Genomic DNA, 21,720 nt, shown 5'->3' with positions numbered 1-21,720 from the left:
TTTTTATTCTTTAAGATAAACGAACCGCAGAGAGAATTATTTCTGAGGAAAAGTTTGTAAAATATCAACACTCATGTATGAATTGTGCGGCTGCAATAATTGCTTGTCCTAAAGATAACCCGCCGTCATTAGCTGGTACTAAGCTGTGAGTAAGTACTTTTATTCCGAAGGTTTGTAATCTTTTGGTAATTTCCTCTAACAATATACAATTTTGAAATACTCCTCCTGTTAGGGCTACCTGATAAATCGGATTTTCTTGAGAAAGCTGCTTAACCATTTCCACAATCGAATTCGCTAAACCTTTGTGAAATTTGGCTGCTATAACTGCTTGGGGAATCTGCTGCTGTAAGTCATTGAGCAACGCTTGGCACATTGGACGCGGGTCTATATAATAAATCCTATCTGAAAAGCTAAAACTAAAAGGATATATTGGCGTTTCTTTATGATTATTTAAGCTGCTAACATCTACTATAGCTTCCATTGCGATCGCAGCTTCTCCTTCATAGCTACATTCATCTCGACAAATACCGATAGCCGCCGCCACTGCATCGAACAACCGCCCCACTGAAGAAGCTGGAGGAGAGTTAATTCCTTTCTCAATAAGTTGATTTAGTAGCTTTAGTGGCTTCTTTTTCAAAAATTTTATGATTTCCAAATCAGCATACTGTTGTTGGCAATCATCCCAAAGGTTAGCAGCTATTAATTGGGCGTAGGTATTACGCCAAGGCTGATAAATTGCTTGTTCACCACCAACCATTGCTACTGGTTTAAATGTTGCTAGTCGTTTAAATCTACGGTAATCTGCTAAAAGAAATTCTCCGCCCCAGAGTGTACCATCATCACCGTAACCTAAACCATCTAAAGCGATACCTAATACTGGAGGTGAATCTAAAGGAATCCCATTTTCTGCCATGCAAGCGGCGATGTGCGCGTGATGATGTTGGATTTGATAAATTTTGATTTGATTTGTATCCGCTAGTTGTTTACCAAGTTTACTTGAGAGGTATTCGGGGTGTTTATCGATGGCAATTACTTCTGGTTTATGTTCAAATAAATTTAAGTAAAAATTCAAAGTGTCTTGGTAAGCATTGAAAGCCGCAGCATTTTCTAAATCTCCTAGATGTTGAGAAAGAATAGCTTCTCCTTCACGCAATAAGCAAAAGGTATTTTTTAACTCACTACCCATTGCTAAAATTTGCGGCATATTGTGAAATCCCGGTGGTAAACTAATCGGTGCTGGTGCATATCCTCTGGCACGGCGAATTGTTTGGACTTTATCGCCGAGAACTCTCACCACTGAATCATCTACCCGATTAATAATCTCTCGATTGTGAAAGAGAAAATAATCAGCGATTGTCCCTAATTTTTCTCTTGCTTCGTCATTCTCAATACATTGTGGTTCATCGGCAAAATTACCACTTGTTAAAATAATTGGGCGATTCATCCGCCGCAGAATTAAATGATGTAAGGGCGTATAAGGTAGCATGAAACCGAGGGTATTTTGCCCCGATGCTACCGATGGTGCAACATGAAGAGAGTTAGAAGTAGAGACGCGATTAATCGCGTCTCTACAGGAGTTAGGGGGAAATAAATTTTTCCCATCTCCCTCTCTCCCTTTTATCTGTAATAAAACAATTGGTGCTATGGAACTCGTCAATAATTCTTTTTCTTTGGCGTTGACAGTACAATATTGTTCAATTACCTCAATATCTCGCGCCATTAAAGCAAATGGTTTGTGATAGCGCTTTTTACGCTGACGCAGTTTTTGTACAACAGTTTCCTGAGTTGCATCGCAAGCCAGATGAATACCACTTAACCCTTTAATTGCGACAATCTCACCTTTTTGCAACAGGGTACAAACGGCATCAACATCATCTAGCATGGAGAACATGGAAGCAGTAACCGATTTACCATCAGCGCGTTCTAACCAAGCTGTGGGGCCGCAAACATGACAAGCTACAGGTTGGGCGTGAAATCGGCGGTTTTCAACATCGTGGTATTCCTTTGCACATTCGGGACATATAGCAAACGCAGACATACTGGTATTGCATCTGTCGTAAGGAATGGCACGAATAATACTCAGGCGGGGGCCGCAATGAGTACAATTAGTAAAGGGGTAACGATAAAAGCGGCTAAAGGGGTCGAATATTTCTTGTTGACACTGTGGACAAGTGGCGGCATCAGGGGTTATTTCTGTTTTAATGGCATTACTGACACTAGTAGAAATCACAAAGTTATCAAATTTCAATTCACCTGCATAAATAATTCTTGTTAGTTGATTAATTCTTGCCAACGGTGGACATTCTGTTTGCAATCTGGCAACAAATTTGGTTATTGCTTCCTCACTACCAGATACCCTAATTAAAACACCTTCACCATCATTACAAACATCTCCATGTAAACCGCAGGCTTTAGCCAGACGATATACAGTAGGCCGAAATCCTACCCCCTGAACAGTACCGCGAACTCTAATTTCTTCAGTCGGCATAGTTAAACTGCCATAACAAAATTCGGTTATTTCCAGAATCAGCTATTACCGCCGTATTGCCACAAATTTTTATGCCATAACACCAATTTAAGCTATCTCGTTTAGGTAGTCCGAAGTTACGATTTTCACCTTTACTTTGAAAATTTATTTGTCCTGCCAACCCATCTGCCACTACACCTTGCAGTGATAAAATTAATTCTGGCTTTTTCCATCCTAACAAACGAGAATTAGCAGTATCTGCAACTACTAACCAATCCCCAGCCACACCTACACCATAAGGCATACTCAAACTACTAGCACTAGGATAATAAACTCCTTGATTCATTTCCACAAAATCAAAGTTTTTTTGTCCTAAAACCACCGCACAAGGGGCATTATTTTCTGTTGGTATTCCCTCCCAAATCATTACCCGGTGATTACCTGCATCGCTGACAACCAAATTTTCTCCCCAAAAGGTGATGTCATGACACCAACGCATACTCGCTGCGGTTGGAGAAGCACCGCCATTTTCATTGCGAGATATCATATCCGGTTGTCCCAAAACTAAATCAGCAGGTTGCCCATTTTCTGTTGGTAATTGATGCCAAATTAATACCCTTCGATTACCAGTGTCAGCAATAAATAGCCGTCCTTGATGATAGAAAATACCATAAGGCCAGTGCATTGTACTAGCAGATGCTGTTTGATTTCCTCGATTTGGTTCATTATCGGTAAAATTAACTTGCCCTAATACAAAATCTGCTGGAACATTGTTATCTTTAGGTAAGTTTTTCCAAATTAAAACCCGATGATTCCAAGCATCTGCCACAGCTAACCCTTCGCCGCAAGCACAAATCCCTGTTGGTACACTCAAGGTTGCACTTCCCGGTGTATTTTTGGCATTTTGTCCTTCATGATAAAAGTCAGGTTGTCCAATTACCCAATCAGCCGGTTGACTATCTCTCGTGGGTAAATTCTGCCATCCTAATAATCGATGATGTCCTGTATCTGATACCCATAAAGGGCCAGTTTCTGATAACAAACAAGCAGCACGAGGCCCAAACATTGTTGTGTGACTGGGTGCTACAGGTATGACTAATTGTTGTGGTTCAATAATGTTGCCTAAAATTACCTCTGCACCTTCAGGTGATAGAGGTAATTTTTGAGAAATTTCTGTTGCTTCTGGCGGTAATTGTGATATGGGATTAATTGTGATTGGGATATCCATGAACCGCAGATAGACGCTGATAATTATTTAAAAACATTAATGTTGATTAGCGTGTAACAACAGTAACAGTTTTGCATTATGCTTTTTTCAAATTCAGTTAAAACCTTTAATCAACTTCCGTATTAATCAATTTTAAAAAAATCCAGCTAACCTTCAGTAACTTTTGCGACATAGTAATATTTGGCACGAGTCCGCGATGTACTGAAATCAGAAAGTCAAAAGGCATTTTGAGTAAGTCAAATGCCGTTTTACTTGCGGAAAATACCAAAATGAGTAAGTAAACTGGAGTTTGAATAAGTCAAAAGACCTTTTACTTGCGGAAAACACCGAAATGAGTAAGTAAACTGGGGTTTGAGTAAGTCAAAATACCTTTTGCTTGCGGAAAACACCGAAATGAGTAAGTAAACTGGGGTTTGAGTAAGTCAAAATACATTTTGAGAAAGCAATATGTCATTTTGCTTTCTCAAAACACTAAAATGAATAACTGAATTACACAAATGAGAAACCATTCAGGCATTTGCTTGCACAAAACACTAAAATGAATGCGCGAACTACTGAAATCAAAAGGCAAAATAGCTGTGATTTACTAATCGCCAAGTATATTTGCTGAAATGTTCCCTTCGCATCATCATTTTTGCAGTTTCACAAAAATCTTATCGTCTTTAATCTTGACTGGATACGACTGAAGCGAAACATCAGGCACAGTTAAGCATTCACCTGTCTCTAATTTGTATTGGAATCCGTGGGAAGGACAGGTAATAATACCATTTTCAATTTTACCTTTTTCTAAGGGAGAGCCTAGATGAGTGCAAGCATTACGATAACATGTTACTGTAACAGCTTGACGATGTAAAATTAGTGAATTACCAGCAAGTTGTACTGCTAATACACTAAATTCAGGAACTTGATCGATAGTCGCCACTTTGATCCAAGTAGAAGTTATTTTTGCAGAAAAGGGACTGATTAAACCAGAACTCGCGTTGTTAACAGTAGAGTTGTTATTGACCGCAACTACTTTGGTAATTTCGGGACAATGATTTTTGATTGCCTGTTCTACTCCTTGAGATAAAGTCAAAGTAGAAGCCAGACAACTGCTGCAAGTTCCTATTAATCTGACTTCTACTATATCTGGTGGCTTAATTGCCACTAACTCTACATCCCCGTTATGGCTTTTTAAACCTGGGCGAACTTCTTCAAGGGCTGTCTGAATACGTTGTGAAAGCGGAGGTTTTGGTGGTTTGACTAGTTCGTGATATAGTAGCACTGCATATACTACTTCATCCGCAACAGCCTGACGCAAAGCTGGCATTGATTCTTGTTTTAGGCTTTTAATCAAACTAGTCAGTGCAGCTTTATGCAAAGCTTCAATTGCTCTTTTTAGACCTACTGCTACACACCGTTGGCTTTCATCCCACTCGGATATAATTGCCTCAAAGCGGTTAATTTCCTGAACTAATTCTTCAAGGTTGGGCATGGGGGAGAAGAATTTTAGATTTTGGATTTTAGATTTTGGATTGAACAATTTAAAATCCAAAATTGAGGGATATGGGGCATTAGTTATTCACAAATGACCAATGAGTAATGACTAATGACAATTCACTTCATTTTGAAATCTTTGAGAAGAAATGGCATAATCATACCCGTCACTAAGCTAGATAATATTATTGGTAAGTAGAAGGGAATTGGGGCTTGTGCGAGTAACACTAGCAGTAAGAAACCTACAGCAATACCAATAGTAGTTTGCTTTACAAAATACATCGGGTCGCGTAGTAGCTTTCCTTTAAAAAATAACTTGGCAGAAAACCATCCGATCTCTAACATTTTTCTCCTAATAATTTGTCAAGAAATTTAAGGCAGCAAGCCCTAAGATGATAGCGGGAATTACACCCGCAGGGGCAAATAATGCACCAAGCATTGCTGAAAAACTATAGCCTATATCTTTTCCAGCTAATAGCATTCCACCAATTGCACCGCCGACCATAGACAAAGCTGTTGCTATGATTATCCACACAAATTCTGTTGCTATGTTCAGATCACCATCTGCTAAACTGGTGATAAAATTTATCACATTTGGGTAGGTAAAAATATCTCTCATGCTATTCTGTCCTAATTAGGGGAGTAGGGAGTGGGGAGTGGGGGAATGAGGCAGAAAGAATAATTAATACCCAATGCCCAATGCCCCATGCCCAATGTCCTATTTTCTATTGCCTATTTCTGCTTCCACATCTAGTAGCGCTTGAGTTACTACCTCTGCTTGTGCAATTTGTTGATGTTCCGTAAATATTTCTAAAGCGTCTTGATAGTAGATACGCGCTTGGAAAAGATTTTGAGGATTACCAGCTTCTGGTTTTTCGTGATCGTCTGGTAAGTTGAATAGGGCGTTGGCTTTGTTTGAAATTGTGTTAGCGTACTCTAGAGGTGTATCTTTGAAATTACGCACTTTTAGGGCTTCATCATAAGCTGCGATCGCACGCAAATTATTCTCCACAGGATGGGAACTCACTAAATATTGCAAAGCGTTACCTAAATTGTTTTGCAACATCGCATATTCTCTAGGATGATCAATCAGATTAATATGCTTTAGTGCCACCTCAAATGATTGCACTGCTAACCCTTGACGCAAGTATTCCCGTTCCGATGCTAGGGGCATGGAAAGGTAGGCGATCGCAATATTGTTATACAAAATCGCGTATTCTTGGGGATAATCCTCCCAAGTAAACACCCGCAAAGCCTCATGATAAGCCTGGATGCTGTCTGTTATCCGCGCCAAATTGAATGGCACTAGCGACTGCAACACCAGCCCAAAATTCATCTGTGTCTCTGCCACTTCCTCAGGCGTTGCTAATTGTTGTAAAATCGGTAACGCTTCTTCATAACCGACTTTCGCTTGCATCAACAGTTGGTACTCAGCATCCGGTATTGCCTGTAATGTCCCTGCCATGCCCACCTGGGCCCTGGCTTTTAGCAAGGGATACTCCTCTCCACACATCTCGTAGGCCCGGTAATATAACCCAACTGCATTTCGCAAGTCTTGGGCAGCTTTGGGCTTTTTTTGAAAACCCTGTGCTATCTCGATCAGCATTTGGATTTTTTCCTCTGCTGTGGCTGACTCTGAAGCAACAGCTGCTAACGCAGCCTTCACCACTGAATCTGTAATGCTGGGGGTCATAACTCTGCCGTACTCTAGCCAATTGGGAATTGAGTCTGTCAACACCCATGAATGATCAAGACACGCGATCGCATCTCATCACGGGCCATACTGATTTACGCAGGCTTCGAGTCCTTTAGGCGGAATTCCCCTTTTTGTCTGAGACTAGGGATTAGGGGCTGGGGATTAGGGACTGGGAAAAGTTTTCCAAATACTTAATGCCCAATACCCAGTACTCAATATCCAGTGCCCAATACCCAGTATCCGATTCCCAATCTCTAAAATATAAAACACCCTATTTCTAAAATTCTAGGGGGGAATTGCTAATATTAATGTCAGCTTTAAACACCTAATATTTTTTAAATAATTTTTGTATCATCATCTTATACAATTTAAATATTATTTATTGAATTGTTGACATACATATATTTAGTGTACTCAAAATAGTCGCCACAGGATCGTCGAAGTGTAAAATATGTTCATCAACTGTAAAATTAGCTCCCTTGAAAACAGACAGTATCTTCTATCGGATCTTTCAGAGTATCCCCAGTACTTTCTTTGAACTGATTAACCAACCGCCCCAACTAGCTAGTGCTTACCAATTTTCTTCAGTAGAAGTCAAACAACTGGCGTTTAGAATCGATGGCGTCTTCCTGCCAAATACGCCAGACTTACCGATTTATTTTGCCGAAGTGCAATTTCAACAAGACAAAAAATTCTACTCACGTTTATTTACCGAAATCTTTAACTATCTCGACAAAACCGAATTAGCCAATAATTGGCGTGGTGTTGTCATCTTCCCCAACCGCAGCGTTGATACTGGAGATACCGAAAGATATACAGAATTACTCAACTCATAACGAGTAACTCGCGTCTATCTCGACGAATTAAGCTCAATTGAGACATCATCAATTGGCATAGAGACAGTTAAACTCATCATCGAACCCGAATCTACTGCGACAATAAAAGCTTTAGAAATAGTCAACAGTGCCCGACAGCAAATTCTAAATGTCGCTACTATTAGAGAAATTATACAATTGATAGAGACAATATTAATCTACAAGTTGCCGCGATTGAGCCAGGAGGAGATAGGAAAAATGTTTGGATCAAATGAGTTAAAGCAAACTAGATTTTACCAAGATGTTTTTGCAGAAGGTAAACAAGAAGGTAGGCAAGAAGGTAAACAAGAAGGTAAGCAAGAAGGTAAGCAAGAAGGTAAGTTAGAAACGATACCCCAGTTATTAGGGTTGGGTTTAAGTATTGAGCAGATAGCTCAAGCGTTAGGTTTGGACGAACAACTTGTTAGGCAAGCTGCACAATCAAAATCCTAAAACAGGAGGAGATAAGAAAAATGTTCGGATCAAATGAGTTAAAGCAAACTAGATTTTACCAAGATGTTTTTGCAGAAGGTAGGCAAGAAGGTAGGCAAGAAGGAAAGTTAGAAACGATACCCCAGTTATTCGAGTTGGGTTTAAGTATTGAGCAGATAGCTCAAGCGTTAGGTTTGGACGAACAAGTTGTTAGACAGGCTGCACAACCAAAATCCTAAAACAATAAGGTGCTAAGTCGGGGCACAAAACCTTGCGCCCCAACATTTTGCTGTATTTTACTCAGTTATTGCATTAAAATCTGACGGCTTAAAATACTCATAACCTCACCCGGATTAGCAGTTGATAATAATTTTTATTAATAATTCCAGAGTTTTAACTGCAATAAATTAAGCACGTCGAGGTTATTTAATGTGAGGAGTTAAAAAAAGGCAATTTTATTTTTACTATTGTTTATTTGTTAAATATGTAACATATTTAACAGACATAATACTTTAAAATAATCTTGATGAGATTTCAGCTATTGTTAATGATTAATTCTTTTTTAATGAAAGTGAATTAAATAAATAAATATCTTAAAATTGAAAAATAAATATTGATAACCAGGTGAGATTTTACAAGGATTATCACCTACATCATGCATGTTAAACAATAGAAAAACACCTAGCCGATGACTAACGTACTATGGCTACAAGGTGGTGCTTGTTCAGGCAACACCATGTCATTTCTCAACGCTGAAGAACCGACAGTCTGCGATTTAATTGCCGACTTTGGCATCAATTTACTTTGGCATCCATCCTTGGGGCTGGAACTAGGCAACAACTTACAAACACTGCTGCGGGATTGCATTTCTGGCACAATTCCTTTAGATATCTTAGTATTTGAAGGCAGTGTTGTTAACGCCCCCAACGGCACCGGCGAATGGAATCGGTTTGCCGATCGCGCCATGAAAGATTGGTTAGCAGACCTCGCCAAAGTTGCTCAATTTATCGTCGCCGTGGGAGATTGTGCGACATGGGGAGGAATTCCCGCCATGTCACCCAACCCCAGCGAGTCGGAAGGTTTACAATTTCTCAAACGTCAAGAAGGCGGCTTTTTAGGGAAAGATTTCGTATCGCAAGCCGGATTACCTGTAATTAATATACCTGGATGTCCCGCCCATCCCGACTGGATTACGCAGATATTAGTTGCGATCGCTACTGGACGCATAGCAGACATTGCTTTCGATGAACTAAATCGTCCCCAAACCTTCTTCAACACCTATACCCAAACAGGTTGTACCCGCAACGTCCACTTTGCCTACAAAGCCTCAACCGCCGAATTTGGTCAGCGCAAAGGATGCCTATTTTATGACTTGGGTTGTCGCGGCCCTATGACCCATTCTTCCTGCAACCGCATCTTGTGGAACCGCGTCTCTTCCAAAACTCGCGCTGGAATGCCTTGTTTAGGTTGTACAGAACCAGAATTTCCTTTCTTTGACCTCAAACCGGGAACCGTATTCAAAACCCAAACAGTCATGGGAGTTCCCAAAGAATTACCGCCAGGGGTGAACAAAAAAGACTACGCCTTACTCACAATGGTCGCCAAGGATGCAGCACCACCTTGGGCAGAAGAAGACTTTTTTACAGTTTAGTCATTGGTCATTAGTCATTAAATTTTGTAGTTATCGCCGAAAGTACGGCACCACCTCAAATTTTAGGTGCGTTAGGACTAAAGTCCTAACGCACCCGACAAAACTACAAAACTTTAATGCTTATAAAAAATAGGAGAAGAGAATGGGAATTCAATCATTAGATATATCGCCCGTAGGTAGAGTTGAAGGCGATTTAGATGTTCGAGTTGATATCGAAAATGGGCGGGTAGTTAACGCTTGGACACATGCCGAACTTTTCCGAGGATTTGAAGTTATCCTACGCGGTAAAGACCCCCAAGCCGGATTAATTGTCACACCTCGCATTTGCGGAATTTGCGGCGGTTCTCACCTAACTTGTGCATCTTGGGCATTAGATACAGCTTGGGAAACAGAAGTTCCACGCAATGCAATTTTAGCCAGAAATTTAGGTCAAATTGTCGAAACAATCCAAAGTATACCCCGCTATTTTTATGGACTCTTTGCCATTGATTTAACTAATAAGAAATACCGTCATAGTCGCTTTTATGACGAAGCTGTTAAACGCTTTGCTGCGTTCACAGGCAAATCTTATGAACTAGGCATCACAATTTCCGCGAAACCTGTAGAAATTTATGCACTATTGGGCGGACAATGGCCTCACAGCAGTTATATGGAAATAAATTAGGGAATTGCTTATATAGTAAGGATTTGCCAGGATATGTGTAATGATTCCCTGGTTTTTCCTTAAATTAGGCGATAAACCCACGGTCAGCTACGCCATAAGCAAAGATAGCAAGCAGTAAATCCATTTATTTTTCTCTGCTAAAAGTTATTTGCTTTTCTCAGGTATTACCTAATTTTTCCCTAACCCTAGATTAGCGATCGCAGTTAAGGAAGTCCAAGGCAAGTAGTTAAGTATAATTATTTTCTTGCTGTTGAAGTATAAATCCGGGTTTTTCTCAATATAAATACGCAAATAGTAATATCTGAGTTTAAATAATTACATACTTGCTTGAGTATAAAAGTATTTATTTGGATATTGAGCGATCGCTTTTTTAAAGGTGTTTAACACCCGGCACTTCATCGGACGGTGATAATATTTACATCATGACCAATAGCGTAAAACTCCGTTCCATTGCAAGTGCTTGTTCGCCTAGAACTCAAATTATATAAATCTCTTATTTGAGCTTTTTACATATTAGTTCTACAAAATTTCTGACTATGCATTGCTCACCTGCATTATAGCTAAATGAAGAGGGGGATGAACTTGATGAACCCCACCACGAACCACCAGAAAAGATATTATTTATCCCTATACCCAAGGAGTCCTCAGCAACCTCATCAGGGATCTCGATTCCGAACTCTTTTTCTAATGCCATCACAAGTTCAATTAAATCACATCCATCTGCATTAAGATGGTTCGATAGATGGCTGTCTAAACTTACTTCTCTCTCTTCTACAGATAACTGTTCACTAATTACTTCCCGAACTCTAACAAAAACTTTTGCTTTGCGCTCATCACCTCCGAACTTCCCTAGTGAATCAGTCACCTTGGAAAGAAATTGGGGATCTGACTCAGTAATATTATGAGCTTTTTCCGCATCAGCAATACGACGAGCTTCTTCAGATGCTTGTTGGGCTTTTTGTTCTGTAATATAACGGGCTTCTTCGGCAAGTTGATTCTTTATAGCCCTAATTCGAGAATCAACTATATCTCGTACTAAACTAAGTTCAACTTTATGTCCACTTTGTTGATAAATTTTTGTTGCTGTATCCCATACAAATTGGTCACGCTTAGTCTCAGATTCATTAATATTTTTCTTATTAAATAATGTGCTTTCGTCTAAGTGCTTGTTGACTATGATCTTCAGTATTTCTAGTTCGTAACTCTTATCAGCTTCACTCACCAGCTAATCTCCTGTAGATTTACAGATACTTTAGTCATAATATCAAGAACTTTTCTAGATATCGTCAATATCTGCGTATTATACAGAAAATCTCTGCATAAATACCCAAATCTGGGTGGATAGCAATAAATTTTCTGGCTATCATCCTTTTCCGGGTAATAGACGGAATGATTCAGTATATATACCCGATGCTTAAACAAACAAAAATCCCCAATTAGCCCTTCCTGCCATCCCCAATCCCAAAATCGTCTAAACTCAAAGTGTCCGCCAACTGCCAACATCCCATGTCTCGCTGGTTCAATATTGCAGGTCCATGTAAAGCTGACAAACACTATACCCTCTCAGCAACAAGTCGTCTCCCCGACTTGTCCGTAATGATTGAACAAGAAAGTTATTTTGTCGTTCATGCACCGCGACAAACGGGCAAAACAACGGCAATGTTAGCCCTAGCGCAGCAACTTACCGCAACTGGAAGTTATGCAGCAGTAGTGGTATCGGCAGAGGTGGGAAGTGCATTTAATCATGACCCAGGTGCAGCAGAATTGGCGATTTTGGGAGCTTGGCAGAATACAATTGAGGATAACCTACCCCCAGAACTACAACCCCCAATGTGGGTTTATAATGCTCCCGGTCAGAGAATTGGCGAAAATTTAAGAGCTTGGTCACGAGCGATCGAGCGTCCCTTGGTATTATTTATTGATGAAATTGACTCTTTACAAGACGAAACCTTGATTTCGGTTTTGCGACAGTTACGTGATGGTTATCGCAGTCGTCCAGAAAATTTTCCCATATCTGTGGGATTAATTGGTTTACGCGATGTGCGGGATTATAAGGTTGCATCGGGTGGTAGTGACAGATTAAACACATCCAGTCCTTTTAATATTAAAGTCAGTTCCATTACCCTGAGAAATTTTAATGCTGTAGAGGTGCAAGAACTATATCAACAACACACAGAAGAGACAGGACAAATTTTCACTCCAGAAGCCACAGCCACAGCCTTTGATTTAACCCAGGGACAACCTTGGTTAGTTAATGCTCTTGCTAAAGAAGTTGTGGAAAAAATGGTTAAGGATAGAAGTATTGCTATTACTAAAGAACATATTTTACAAGCTAAGGAAATATTAATTGCCCGTCAAGATACTCATCTTGATAGTTTAGCCGAACGCTTACGGGAACCAAGGATAAAAGCGATTATCGAGCCAATGTTAGCGGGTTTGGAATTGGGGGATATACCCAACGATGATATTCAATTTGTGATTGATTTGGGTTTGTGTAAAATGCACCCCCAAGGTGGATTAACCATTGCTAATCCAATTTATCGGGAAGTTTTACCCAGGGTATTAACTGTGACACCAATGGCTTCCCTACCAGTGATTGCACCAACTTGGTTAACCCCAGAAGGGGAGTTAAATATAGATGCGTTACTTGAAGCATTTCTCAAGTTTTGGCGACAGCACGGGGAACCGTTATTAGGTAGTACTGGCTACCATGAAATCGCACCGCATATCGTATTAATGGCTTTCTTGCATCGTGTTGTTAACGGTGGTGGAACCCTGGAGAGGGAATATGCAATTGGTAGTGACAGAATGGATTTATGTCTGCGTTACAAAGATGTAACGTTAGGTATTGAGTTAAAGGTATGGCGGGAGAAAAAGCGTGACCCCCAAACTGAGGGTATTGAGCAATTAGAATCCTATTTAGGTCGTTTGGGGTTGGATTTTGGTTGGTTATTTGTGTTTGACAGGCGTAAAAATGCGCTACCAATGGAAGAACGTTTGTCAACTCAGGTTGTGGTCACGGAAAATCAACGTGCGATTACTGTGATTCGGGCGTGAATTTCTTTGTTTGGATATTGAGCGTTCGCGCAGCGTGCCGGAGGCATCGCTTTTCTCAAAGATGTTTAACGGTGAAATTATTGAGTTTTTAGCAGAAATACATGGTAAGATCACACGAATTGGCAAAAATGCAAAGCCACCTATGAATTACAGAAACTATATCACAATCGAAGCGAATAAACGCGGTGGTAAGCCTTGTGTACGTGGCTTGCGAATTACAGTTTATGAGGTGCTTGAATACCTAGCTTCCGAGATGACCGAAGCAGAAATTCTTGATGATTTTCCCGATCTAACGCGAGAAGATTTAAAAGCTTGTATTGCTTATGCGGCTGACCGTGAACGTCGGATTATGATTTCTCCATTATCAGCATGAAATTACTGTTTGATGAAAACTTATCCCCTAAATTATCCACCCGCTTGAGCAATCTTTTTCCAGACTCACTTCATGTTCGAGATGTAGGCATGAAAGCAACAATAGACCCGATAGTTTGGAATTATGCAAAAGATAATGATTTGATGATCGTCTCAAAAGATGCTGATATGCACGATCTGAGTTTAGTGTTTGGAAATCCCCCAAAAGTCATCTGGCTTAGACTTGGAAACCGTTACATTTCATTAACGCACCCTACAAGATCAGCGATCGCAGCGATCGCCGTTAAGGAAGTCTAAGATAAGTAGTTAAGTATAATTATTTTCTTTATATTGAAGTATAAAGCCGGGTTTTCCTCAATATAAATACGTAAATAGAAATATTTGAGTTTAAATAATTACAGGTCAGCTTATGTATAGAAGTATTGATTTATTTGGATATTGAGCGATCGCTTTTCTCAAAGATGTTTAATGGTGAAGTTAGACGGCTTATATTTATAACTGAGTTCGAGTGCATTGCAAAAGCTATTGAGGAGATTTAGCAAAGCATTATAGTAAAGGTAAGCATCATCTCGTTCATCTTGGAGACTAGCATATAAAGTTAGCTCTGGCTCTAGAACTAGGTGATTTTTGGGGATATCTAAACCTGCTTCAGTTAAACGAATGGCTGCGATCGCCACTAGCAATGCTCCAATTGTATTGGACTGACCACTGTGAAGATCCCTCAATCCAGGCAAGATTATCTCTGCTCCTGGCAATTCATTGAGATTCACGATTGATTCTATCTCCAGTTTTAGTCACCCTGCTTGGGGCGAATTTCAAATTCAGAACGCGCACGGAAGAAGCAAACATCAAACTCAAAGAAGAAATTAGCCTGTCCCAAGATCAAAGGCACATTGGTTGCTTTTGTCCAGGCAAATGCCAGGTTAACAGTTGGGAATGAAATGACTTGAGCATCAACAACGACTGCGCGAGCTTCAAATCGAGCCAAATTTCCTGCCAACACAACCGAGAGTGTCTCGTTCTCCCAGATTAATCCCAGTTTCATTCCTATTTCGTAGGGCAAAACATTAACGCTTGCGCCTGTGTCCAATAAGCCTTCAACGTTCAAGGAATGACCGTTAGAACCGAGGGTCAAAGGCAGATAGGGCATTCTATCAACCATGCCAAGGCTACTGTCAATAATTTTGTAGGGAAATTTTTGAGTGTCAACCATTCTTTTCTTGTTGCTTTGTAGCCAGAAGATTCATCAAAATATTGGCAGCCTCAGAGCAATTGTAAGGCGACCAGACCGGATACTCTTGATTTGCAACAAAGAAGTTTGCATCTTCTTCTTTGACCAGTTCTGTCGCCAGAAACTGCATCAGCCGAAGCTTGTCAATTTTTGGAAGTTTCTGGATTTGTGACATGAGTTCAGCTAATGGCATTTGAGAATCTCCTCGTCTGTTGGTGAAAGGAAGCGATCGCTTGGAAAATCCCTAGAGGTTCAGGATCTAGACGAATATCAACATCAATCGTAGAACTACGCCACCCAATTAATAAGGCACTAGCACCACCTGTAAAGTAAATGCACCCTGAACCTTGAGCTTCTCTACCCAAGGCTTGCATAAGTCGTTCTATTTTCTGAGAGTCAACATTTGGGCGCATCTTTTTTCACTGTGATTAGATTCCTCAATTTGCGAGCTTTTTTGAGCATTGTCTATTCTTCATTCTATCTGACCAGAAAGCTTGAGAGGGACTTTTTAGATGTCTAACGGTGCAATTGTGCGGCGGCAGATAACCTTGAAATTCTACCGATAACCTACATACCGTCCGCACCAACGAAGTGTTAGGTAGTGCCTTCACGGTTGGGAAGGGCTATGAGTGACCACAGACATATACTGACCTGTGTAACCAAGAATTCTTAGAATAATTCTTATAAGCAAGTCGTAGTATTCCTTAAACAAATTTATTTTCTCAGCAAGTGTTAGCAATGGAATTTCTCCTTGATGGAATAATGGATTACGCACTGAACCTCGCAAGGTATCATCCATCATGCCACTAGGAATAAAACGCAAAAATCCATTTATTTGTTGTAGCTTCTTCTGGATGTTGTCTCCAATCTTATCTTGAGTTAGTCCCTCATTTAACAAGTATTTAAACAACAAGTATTCATAAGCCATTAGCATTACTGCCAATTTTATATCTATATATTTTTGTTGATTAATTTCCACCAAGAAGCCAATTAGAAAATTGATATCTATTTTGGCTTGCCAATTCTTATAGCTTTGATAACAACTTTCAAAAGCCTTCGGGATACCCTCATTTATACGAAAATTATCGATTATATAGCTTCTACAAAAAGAATTTTTAACAGTGTTCTCCAAAGAATATTGAAGAATCTCACTATCAGAGGAATATTCGATAATTGGAATAAACGCCGAATTAAGGTTTAGAAGACTCAAAAACCAGCTTATCGAACTGGCTTCGTCCTCAATCGCTGAAATACTGTCATTCTTATTAACCGGGATGCTTACTTGACAAAGGAGCGCATTAGGAATTCTACCAATCTCAATAAGTTTAATAAGCTCTTTATTAGCCTCAAGGGTTTGGAAACAAAACTTTTTACTACCAACGTTGATGAAGAATCCTCGTTCACAGTCAACTCCAGAGAAATCGAAATTACTAAAATAAGCTTTTGCTAAAGTGATTTCACTCGGTGACTGATCCTTGCGTGCTAGAACAATAGAGCTTGGAAGGCAAAACAGAACTAGCTTTACTAGCTTTTCAGAAACTTCAACTTCTTTTGCTAAAATATGAATATCAGTGCAATTTAAATTCCAAATATCGTCATCAGATACTCCAGAAAAATGTTCAATTTTAGATATATTACTTGAATCTTGAAGGGAGTTGCATGAACTTAGAATGAATATTATATTTCCACAAGCATCTACACATAACTCCCAAAAATATTCTCTGTTATTAGTTCTACCTTTACCACTTTTATATGCAATATGTGAATATTGATATATATCACCTAGTCGTTTCTCAAAATAGTTTTGCCCAAGCATATTTTTAGCTAAATGTAGACTGACCATCAAAATACACCTATCATACAGAAAATTTCTGGATAAATACCCAAATCTGGGTGGATAGCAATAAATTTTCTGGCTATCATTCTTTTCCGGGTAATAGACGGAATTATTCGGTATATCTACCTGATTTTGTACGTAAGTACAAGCTTTTCAGTATATTTATCCCGGATATCCAGAAATTTTCCGCATAACATCCTAATTAGGGCATTAGACAGAATTTTCAGGATGTTTTTACCGTGGTGATAAAGCTGTTCGCAGTCCTCTGGATTTTTAGACATTTTCCGAGAATTTCAACTTTTCAGCTTCCAACCTTAACCTTTCATTCTCCACCCTGAGTGCCAATATTTCATTCTTCTGCAACTCAATTAACGACTTTTGACTAATTACCTCACCAAAGGCTTTTTTCCGGTTTTCAATGCCAAACCAACGCTGGTAGGTTTTTGTATGTTCATCAACAGTATGACCTAAATTATCTGCTGCGGCTTTGATGGGTATTCCCTGAAGATGCGCTCGAATCGCACAAGCATGACGCAAATCGTAGGGTTGAAACTCAATTCCCACTTTTCTAAACCATCTGGATATATCTCTTCGCATCCAATTAATATTTTGCACAGATGCAATTTTTGTCACCTTTTTTTCTAAAATCTTTAATGGTTTGGGATTTTGTAAATCAAATAATTCTATCCATTGCGGTACAAAAGGGATAACTTCTCGATATCCAGTTTTTGTATTTTTATTCACTTTCCAAGTATGGTCGATATTTTGGGGACACATCCACCAATTAATATCTGGTTCGACAAATAATTCCCTTGGTCTTAACCCAAAGGTTGCCAACATTCCATATACCCAACGCCACATTTCCCAGGTGTCTATTTCATCAGTGATATTTGTATTTTTGCGATTGAGGGCGAATTTTTCAAATAGGTCAAAAGAAGATACTATTTTATCATTGTCAGGTATTTCTCGATGGGCAGGAGTGACATGATCCCGTCTCACATCAAGTAGAAATCCCAACTGAAAGGTTTTAATAAAAACAGAACTTACCGCAATTAATTCATTTTTTTTATTTCCCTGAAATGAATTAATAATTTCCTCAAATTTATTTTTTGTTGCCAAAGTTGTTAAAGGAAAGTTTCTTTTAATTACAGATATATAGTTAGCAAAAGTATTTTGACTAGTTATAGTTTTCTGACGGGTTTGATAATATTTTTCATCAAATGTATCTAATAATTGCCCAATAGTTTTTATCTCTTGCTTCTCTCTAGATTTAATTCCTAAATACTTCTCATTCCACTCGAAAGTATGGCGAGCAATTAATTTACCCAACTCGTAACTTTCCTCGATCGCAGTTTTCAGTCCCTCTAAATTTGCTGGTATCCCTAGAGACAAGTCATACTGCTTTTTTTCCTTACCTAAGCTGCGTTGGCTTCTCTGCGAGACGCTCCGCGAATGCCCGCCGTAGGCATCGCCTGGTTTTAACGGTAGGGTAGCCCGTAACTGAAGAGAATTGCCAGTTTGTTTAATGCTAACTCTAATTCTATCCCTCTTTAAATTAGTATTAGCTTCGACAAACTTCTGGTCAAAAACTTCTTGATAGTGTAATTCTGTTGCTTTAATTTTCGCCATTGTTCCTCTGTAGCTACCGTCTGTGGTGTTCTGCGGCTCAAAATCTCCAAAGATATTGGCGAAAAAATCCCTTGAGTCTGCATTTGCATCCTCATCTGTAGATGGGGGATATGTCTCCGATATTAAGTTTTGGCGATAGCTTTGCTCGGCGTAGCCATCGCAATTACCCTGATTTTGATTTTGCCCGCTCATTCCCTAAATATTCCCTTATTTATAAACTGAGATGGTGAAAATAAAATGTTATTACCGAGCAAAATCACTTTACATAATAAGTTACTCAGGAACATTTTTAGCATACCACCAGTTGCCACAGCAGTTATATGGTGCCTGGTGGCGTGATGTGCGCCCCAACCCTTACAGACATTACCCGCGCTTGGGCGCTTCTCGAATATTTCCGCACCAATTGGTTAGAACCAGTGTGGTTAGGTTGTTCTTTAGAACGCTACGAACAAATCCAAACTTATGATGACTTTAGAAATTGGTTAGATGAAGACCGAAATCATCGAGATTCCGACTTAGGTTTTTATTGGCGCATGGGTTTAGACATCGGTCTAGATAGATATGGCGCTGGTGTTGGTAAATATGTCACTTGGGGATATTTAGCCCATGAAGATAAATACCAAAAGCCGACTATTGAAGGACGAAATGCGGCGATGATCATGAAAGGTGGAGTGTATGACAGCTTCGCAGACACTCACACCTTAATGGATCAGTCATTTACCCGCGAGAATACAACTCACTCCTGGTACGATGAGGGAACGGCAGACATTCACCCTAGCGATCGCACCACTAAACCGACTGCAATTAATACCAAAGACTTCGATAACGCCTACTCTTGGTCGAGTGCAGTTCTTCACAAAGACTTCGGACGTTTGGAAACTGGCCCCTTAGCCCGTCAGTTAGTTGCGGGTGGTAAACATGGCGAATCTTGGCAACACTACGACGGCTTGATTCTTGATGTCTTCAAAAAGATGGGTGGTGCTAGTATTCATGTGCGTCAGCTAGCACGAGTTCACGAACTTGTCAAGTTATATCGTCAAGCCGAACACTGTTTACGCGAATTTAAGTTAAACGACCCCTGGTATATCAAACCCAAAGAAAAAGATGGTCGCGGTTGGGGTGCAACTGAAGCAGCGCGGGGTTCCTTATCTCACTGGGTGGAAGTAGAGGGCGGTAAGATTAAAAATTATCAAGTTATTGCCCCAGGCACTTGGAATATCGGCCCTCGTGACGGTGAAGGAATCCGCGGCCCCATTGAAGAAGCTTTAATTGGGACACCCATTTATGATTCTAGCGATCCGGTGGAAGTTGGTCATGTGGCGCGATCGTTTGATTCTTGTTTAGTGTGTACAGTTCATGCCCATGATGCTAAGACTGGTGAAGAGTTAGCACGTTTTCGGACTGCTTAAAAAGATGCTAATAGCTAATTATTATCTGGTTAGCTATTAGCTAATCGCTATTGCATCCCACACAAAAGCTAGCGAGTAGCAATTTCATTAGATATCTTAAGTTTGTTTTAATAACGACGACGCTTTTCTTGTTTATAAAAATCAATCTTTGCTTTTATCTGCTTATCAATTTGCGACTGTTTCTCAAATTCAATGCGCTGGCGTACATCTTCATAACGACTTTTGTTACCAGCTAAGATAAAGGTATTGATATAGACTGTACTACCTTCTGTTTGAAACCTATAACCGTTTTTAGCCAGTACTTCTATGATTGCCCAAGCTTTTTTTGCTTGGCGACGCGGCGGCTGAAAATATATACCAAAATTGTATAGTTCCTCTCTGCATTCAGGACATTTACGTTTTGTTATCAAACCTTCAGCTTTAGATTTGGATGTTGAAAAACCACGAAAACTCTTTCGACAACTAAAACAAGTCCAATGGGTGTACAAACTCATAAGATATCTCTCACTCTGCTTCCAGTTACTCACTAGCGCTAAAAACATATTAACTGAGGCATTCACCTTTGATCATCACTCTCGTCAATTTGATTTTGTAAATGTTGTACCTTGAGAGTTGTGCCATCGCGTAGTATGTCGGAGGCGATCGCTATTTATCCAAGGATGATTTATAAAAGCCTGAAACGACCCATTATCGTTGATACACAAGATAATCAATTTGTAGAGTGCGTAAGTCCTATTGTAAATAGTTAATTATGAACTATCAAATAATCGAAGACCCAGATTTTGTTATACTTCAATTCAGCAAAGAATGGATTGACGTTGGAATAATAACTATTGAAAATTTTGCCTCAATAAAAAAGGAATACATTAAAGGAGAATATCAGAGGACAGAACATTATCGATGGGGAGCTTTTCGAGCATTCTTAGAAGCCAATGATTTTATTCCTCAAGAAAAGTTTTATATACTTTACAAGTTAGGTAAAAATGATCCAGATTACTCAATGGGCAGAGCTATGATATTTGAAATTATTAAGCGTTTAGATTGTCCTAAATAATTGCTCGATACTGCCATTCATCATAGCGATATAACTTTAGCTAGATATGCATTAAAACGTAAATCTATTAGGGATAAATCAAAGCTTTCTCAATAATAGATGGCTCTACCTAACTTAGATAATCGCATCAATTTTGATCGTGCTGGCATTCCTCGATCTACGTTTAATCTTATGGAAACTGTAAATATTCATCAAGCTAAAACGAATCTCTCAAAGCTGTTGTCACGCGTAGAACTTGGAGAAGAAATCATTATTTCCAATCGAGGTATTCCGATCGCCAAGTTGGTTCCGTTTCGCTCCTCATCAAATCGACTCAATAGTTTAGGGCGGGATCAAGGGCGTTTCGTAGTGTCAGATGATTTCAATGCCCCTTTGCCAGAAGAAATTTTGGCAGCATTTGAGGGCGGTGAGAAGTAAAACTCCTGCTAGATACCGAGTGCTTCCTATTTTGGCGATGCCTACGGCCAGCTACGCATTTGCTACTTCGGAGTTCGCATTTGCTATATCGGAGTTCGCATTTGCTATATCGGAGTTCGCATTTGCTACTTCGGAGTTCGCATTTGCTATATCGGAGTTCGCATTTGCTATATCGGAGTTCGCATTTGCTATATCGGAGTTCGCATTTGCTACTTCGGAGTTCGCATTTGCTATATCGGAGTTCGC

Annotated in this window: 20 protein-coding genes and 4 pseudogenes; 10 read left to right on the top strand and 14 right to left on the bottom strand. The window is 39.7% G+C overall.

The features are described 5' to 3' along the window. Positions 1 to 64: 64 nt before the first annotated feature. The 6 genes from hypF to V7K30_RS03495 all read right to left on the bottom strand — a co-directional run bounded on the left by hypF (position 65) and on the right by V7K30_RS03495 (position 6,864). Complete coding sequence (gene hypF, locus V7K30_RS03520; protein ID WP_334997161.1) at positions 65 to 2,488, bottom strand: carbamoyltransferase HypF; 2,424 nt, start codon at positions 2,486 to 2,488, stop codon at positions 65 to 67. Then, positions 2,478 to 3,695, bottom strand: a complete 1,218-nt coding sequence (locus V7K30_RS03515; RefSeq protein WP_334997159.1) for a hypothetical protein — start codon at positions 3,693 to 3,695, stop codon at positions 2,478 to 2,480. Before V7K30_RS03515 ends, hypF begins: the two co-directional genes overlap by 11 nt. Before the next feature lie 628 nt (positions 3,696 to 4,323). Continuing rightward, positions 4,324 to 5,169 carry a NifU family protein gene (locus V7K30_RS03510; protein WP_334997157.1) on the bottom strand — a complete coding sequence of 282 codons (846 nt, stop codon included), beginning with the start codon at positions 5,167 to 5,169 and terminating at the stop codon, positions 4,324 to 4,326. A 122-nt stretch (positions 5,170 to 5,291) separates the two neighbouring features. Beyond that, positions 5,292 to 5,516: a hypothetical protein gene (locus V7K30_RS03505; RefSeq protein ID WP_292829464.1), complete on the bottom strand. Its 225-nt coding sequence runs from the start codon at positions 5,514 to 5,516 to the stop codon at positions 5,292 to 5,294. A gap of 7 nt (positions 5,517 to 5,523) precedes the next feature. After that, complete coding sequence (locus tag V7K30_RS03500; protein WP_334997154.1) at positions 5,524 to 5,790, bottom strand: hypothetical protein; 267 nt, start codon at positions 5,788 to 5,790, stop codon at positions 5,524 to 5,526. Between the two features lie 99 nt (positions 5,791 to 5,889). Further along, the gene (locus tag V7K30_RS03495) at positions 5,890 to 6,864 is read right to left on the bottom strand and encodes a hypothetical protein (RefSeq protein ID WP_334997152.1); all 975 of its coding nucleotides are present in this window, start codon (positions 6,862 to 6,864) and stop codon (positions 5,890 to 5,892) included. Between the two features lie 482 nt (positions 6,865 to 7,346). Here V7K30_RS03495 and V7K30_RS03490 point away from each other — a divergent pair. From V7K30_RS03490 to V7K30_RS03475, 4 genes and pseudogenes are all read left to right on the top strand, one after another. Beyond that, positions 7,347 to 8,174 (top strand): annotated as a pseudogene (locus tag V7K30_RS03490) (Rpn family recombination-promoting nuclease/putative transposase). Further along, positions 8,171 to 8,392: pseudogene (locus V7K30_RS03485) on the top strand (Rpn family recombination-promoting nuclease/putative transposase); the annotation flags it as partial. The pseudogenes V7K30_RS03490 and V7K30_RS03485, both read left to right, overlap by 4 nt. A 449-nt stretch (positions 8,393 to 8,841) precedes the next feature. Next, on the top strand, positions 8,842 to 9,804 hold the full coding sequence (locus V7K30_RS03480; RefSeq protein WP_334997148.1) for a hydrogenase small subunit: 963 nt from the start codon (positions 8,842 to 8,844) through the stop codon (positions 9,802 to 9,804). 142 nt (positions 9,805 to 9,946) lie between these two features. Continuing rightward, positions 9,947 to 10,456 (top strand): annotated as a pseudogene (locus tag V7K30_RS03475) (nickel-dependent hydrogenase large subunit); the annotation flags it as partial. A 505-nt stretch (positions 10,457 to 10,961) separates the two neighbouring features. Here V7K30_RS03475 and V7K30_RS03470 read toward each other — a convergent pair. After that, positions 10,962 to 11,690: an acyl carrier protein gene (locus V7K30_RS03470; protein WP_334997146.1), complete on the bottom strand. Its 729-nt coding sequence runs from the start codon at positions 11,688 to 11,690 to the stop codon at positions 10,962 to 10,964. A 284-nt stretch (positions 11,691 to 11,974) separates the two neighbouring features. Between V7K30_RS03470 and V7K30_RS03465 the strand changes: the two genes are divergently transcribed. The 3 genes from V7K30_RS03465 to V7K30_RS03455 all read left to right on the top strand — a co-directional run bounded on the left by V7K30_RS03465 (position 11,975) and on the right by V7K30_RS03455 (position 14,194). Beyond that, positions 11,975 to 13,525 (top strand): ATP-binding protein, encoded by a 1,551-nt coding sequence (locus tag V7K30_RS03465; RefSeq protein WP_334997385.1) that lies wholly within the window; start codon positions 11,975 to 11,977, stop codon positions 13,523 to 13,525. Positions 13,526 to 13,667: 142 nt separating this feature from the next. After that, the gene (locus tag V7K30_RS03460) at positions 13,668 to 13,898 is read left to right on the top strand and encodes a DUF433 domain-containing protein (protein WP_334997144.1); all 231 of its coding nucleotides are present in this window, start codon (positions 13,668 to 13,670) and stop codon (positions 13,896 to 13,898) included. Further along, positions 13,895 to 14,194: a DUF5615 family PIN-like protein gene (locus V7K30_RS03455; protein WP_334997141.1), complete on the top strand. Its 300-nt coding sequence runs from the start codon at positions 13,895 to 13,897 to the stop codon at positions 14,192 to 14,194. Before V7K30_RS03460 ends, V7K30_RS03455 begins: the two co-directional genes overlap by 4 nt. Before the next feature lie 158 nt (positions 14,195 to 14,352). Here the strand turns inward: V7K30_RS03455 and V7K30_RS03450 are convergent, their stop codons facing one another. The 6 genes from V7K30_RS03450 to V7K30_RS03425 all read right to left on the bottom strand — a co-directional run bounded on the left by V7K30_RS03450 (position 14,353) and on the right by V7K30_RS03425 (position 18,786). Then, the gene (locus V7K30_RS03450) at positions 14,353 to 14,667 is read right to left on the bottom strand and encodes a hypothetical protein (protein WP_334997139.1); all 315 of its coding nucleotides are present in this window, start codon (positions 14,665 to 14,667) and stop codon (positions 14,353 to 14,355) included. Between the two features lie 20 nt (positions 14,668 to 14,687). Beyond that, a complete protein-coding gene (locus tag V7K30_RS03445; RefSeq protein WP_334997137.1) occupies positions 14,688 to 15,110 on the bottom strand; it encodes a hypothetical protein in 423 nt (140 codons plus the stop codon). Beyond that, positions 15,103 to 15,321, bottom strand: coding sequence for a hypothetical protein (locus tag V7K30_RS03440; RefSeq protein ID WP_334997135.1), 219 nt, complete (start codon positions 15,319 to 15,321; stop codon positions 15,103 to 15,105). The genes V7K30_RS03445 and V7K30_RS03440 overlap by 8 nt, the downstream gene beginning before the upstream one ends. Then, positions 15,308 to 15,541: a hypothetical protein gene (locus V7K30_RS03435; protein ID WP_334997133.1), complete on the bottom strand. Its 234-nt coding sequence runs from the start codon at positions 15,539 to 15,541 to the stop codon at positions 15,308 to 15,310. Before V7K30_RS03435 ends, V7K30_RS03440 begins: the two co-directional genes overlap by 14 nt. A gap of 194 nt (positions 15,542 to 15,735) precedes the next feature. Beyond that, the gene (locus V7K30_RS03430; protein ID WP_334997131.1) at positions 15,736 to 16,971 is read right to left on the bottom strand and encodes a hypothetical protein; all 1,236 of its coding nucleotides are present in this window, start codon (positions 16,969 to 16,971) and stop codon (positions 15,736 to 15,738) included. A 267-nt stretch (positions 16,972 to 17,238) separates the two neighbouring features. Continuing rightward, positions 17,239 to 18,786, bottom strand: a complete 1,548-nt coding sequence (locus V7K30_RS03425) for a site-specific integrase (RefSeq protein ID WP_334997129.1) — start codon at positions 18,784 to 18,786, stop codon at positions 17,239 to 17,241. 116 nt (positions 18,787 to 18,902) lie between these two features. Here V7K30_RS03425 and V7K30_RS03420 point away from each other — a divergent pair. Next, positions 18,903 to 20,003, top strand: a pseudogene (locus V7K30_RS03420) (nickel-dependent hydrogenase large subunit); the annotation flags it as partial. A gap of 107 nt (positions 20,004 to 20,110) precedes the next feature. Here the strand turns inward: V7K30_RS03420 and V7K30_RS03415 are convergent. After that, positions 20,111 to 20,497, bottom strand: coding sequence for a hypothetical protein (locus V7K30_RS03415; protein WP_334997127.1), 387 nt, complete (start codon positions 20,495 to 20,497; stop codon positions 20,111 to 20,113). Positions 20,498 to 20,754: 257 nt separating this feature from the next. On the opposite strand from V7K30_RS03415, the gene V7K30_RS03410 reads away from it, so the two are divergent. After that, entirely contained in the window at positions 20,755 to 21,057 is a 303-nt protein-coding gene (locus V7K30_RS03410; RefSeq protein WP_334997125.1) for a hypothetical protein, read from the top strand. Positions 21,058 to 21,228: 171 nt separating this feature from the next. Further along, positions 21,229 to 21,474 carry a type II toxin-antitoxin system Phd/YefM family antitoxin gene (locus V7K30_RS03405; RefSeq protein WP_334997123.1) on the top strand — a complete coding sequence of 82 codons (246 nt, stop codon included), beginning with the start codon at positions 21,229 to 21,231 and terminating at the stop codon, positions 21,472 to 21,474. The last annotated feature ends 246 nt before the right edge of the window (positions 21,475 to 21,720 follow it).

Source organism: Nostoc sp. (assembly GCF_036917655.1).
Taxonomy (GTDB): Bacteria; Cyanobacteriota; Cyanobacteriia; order Cyanobacteriales; family Nostocaceae; genus Nostoc.
Note: the sequence above shows the minus strand (reverse complement) of the source record. Positions and strands in the feature narration are given on the sequence as shown.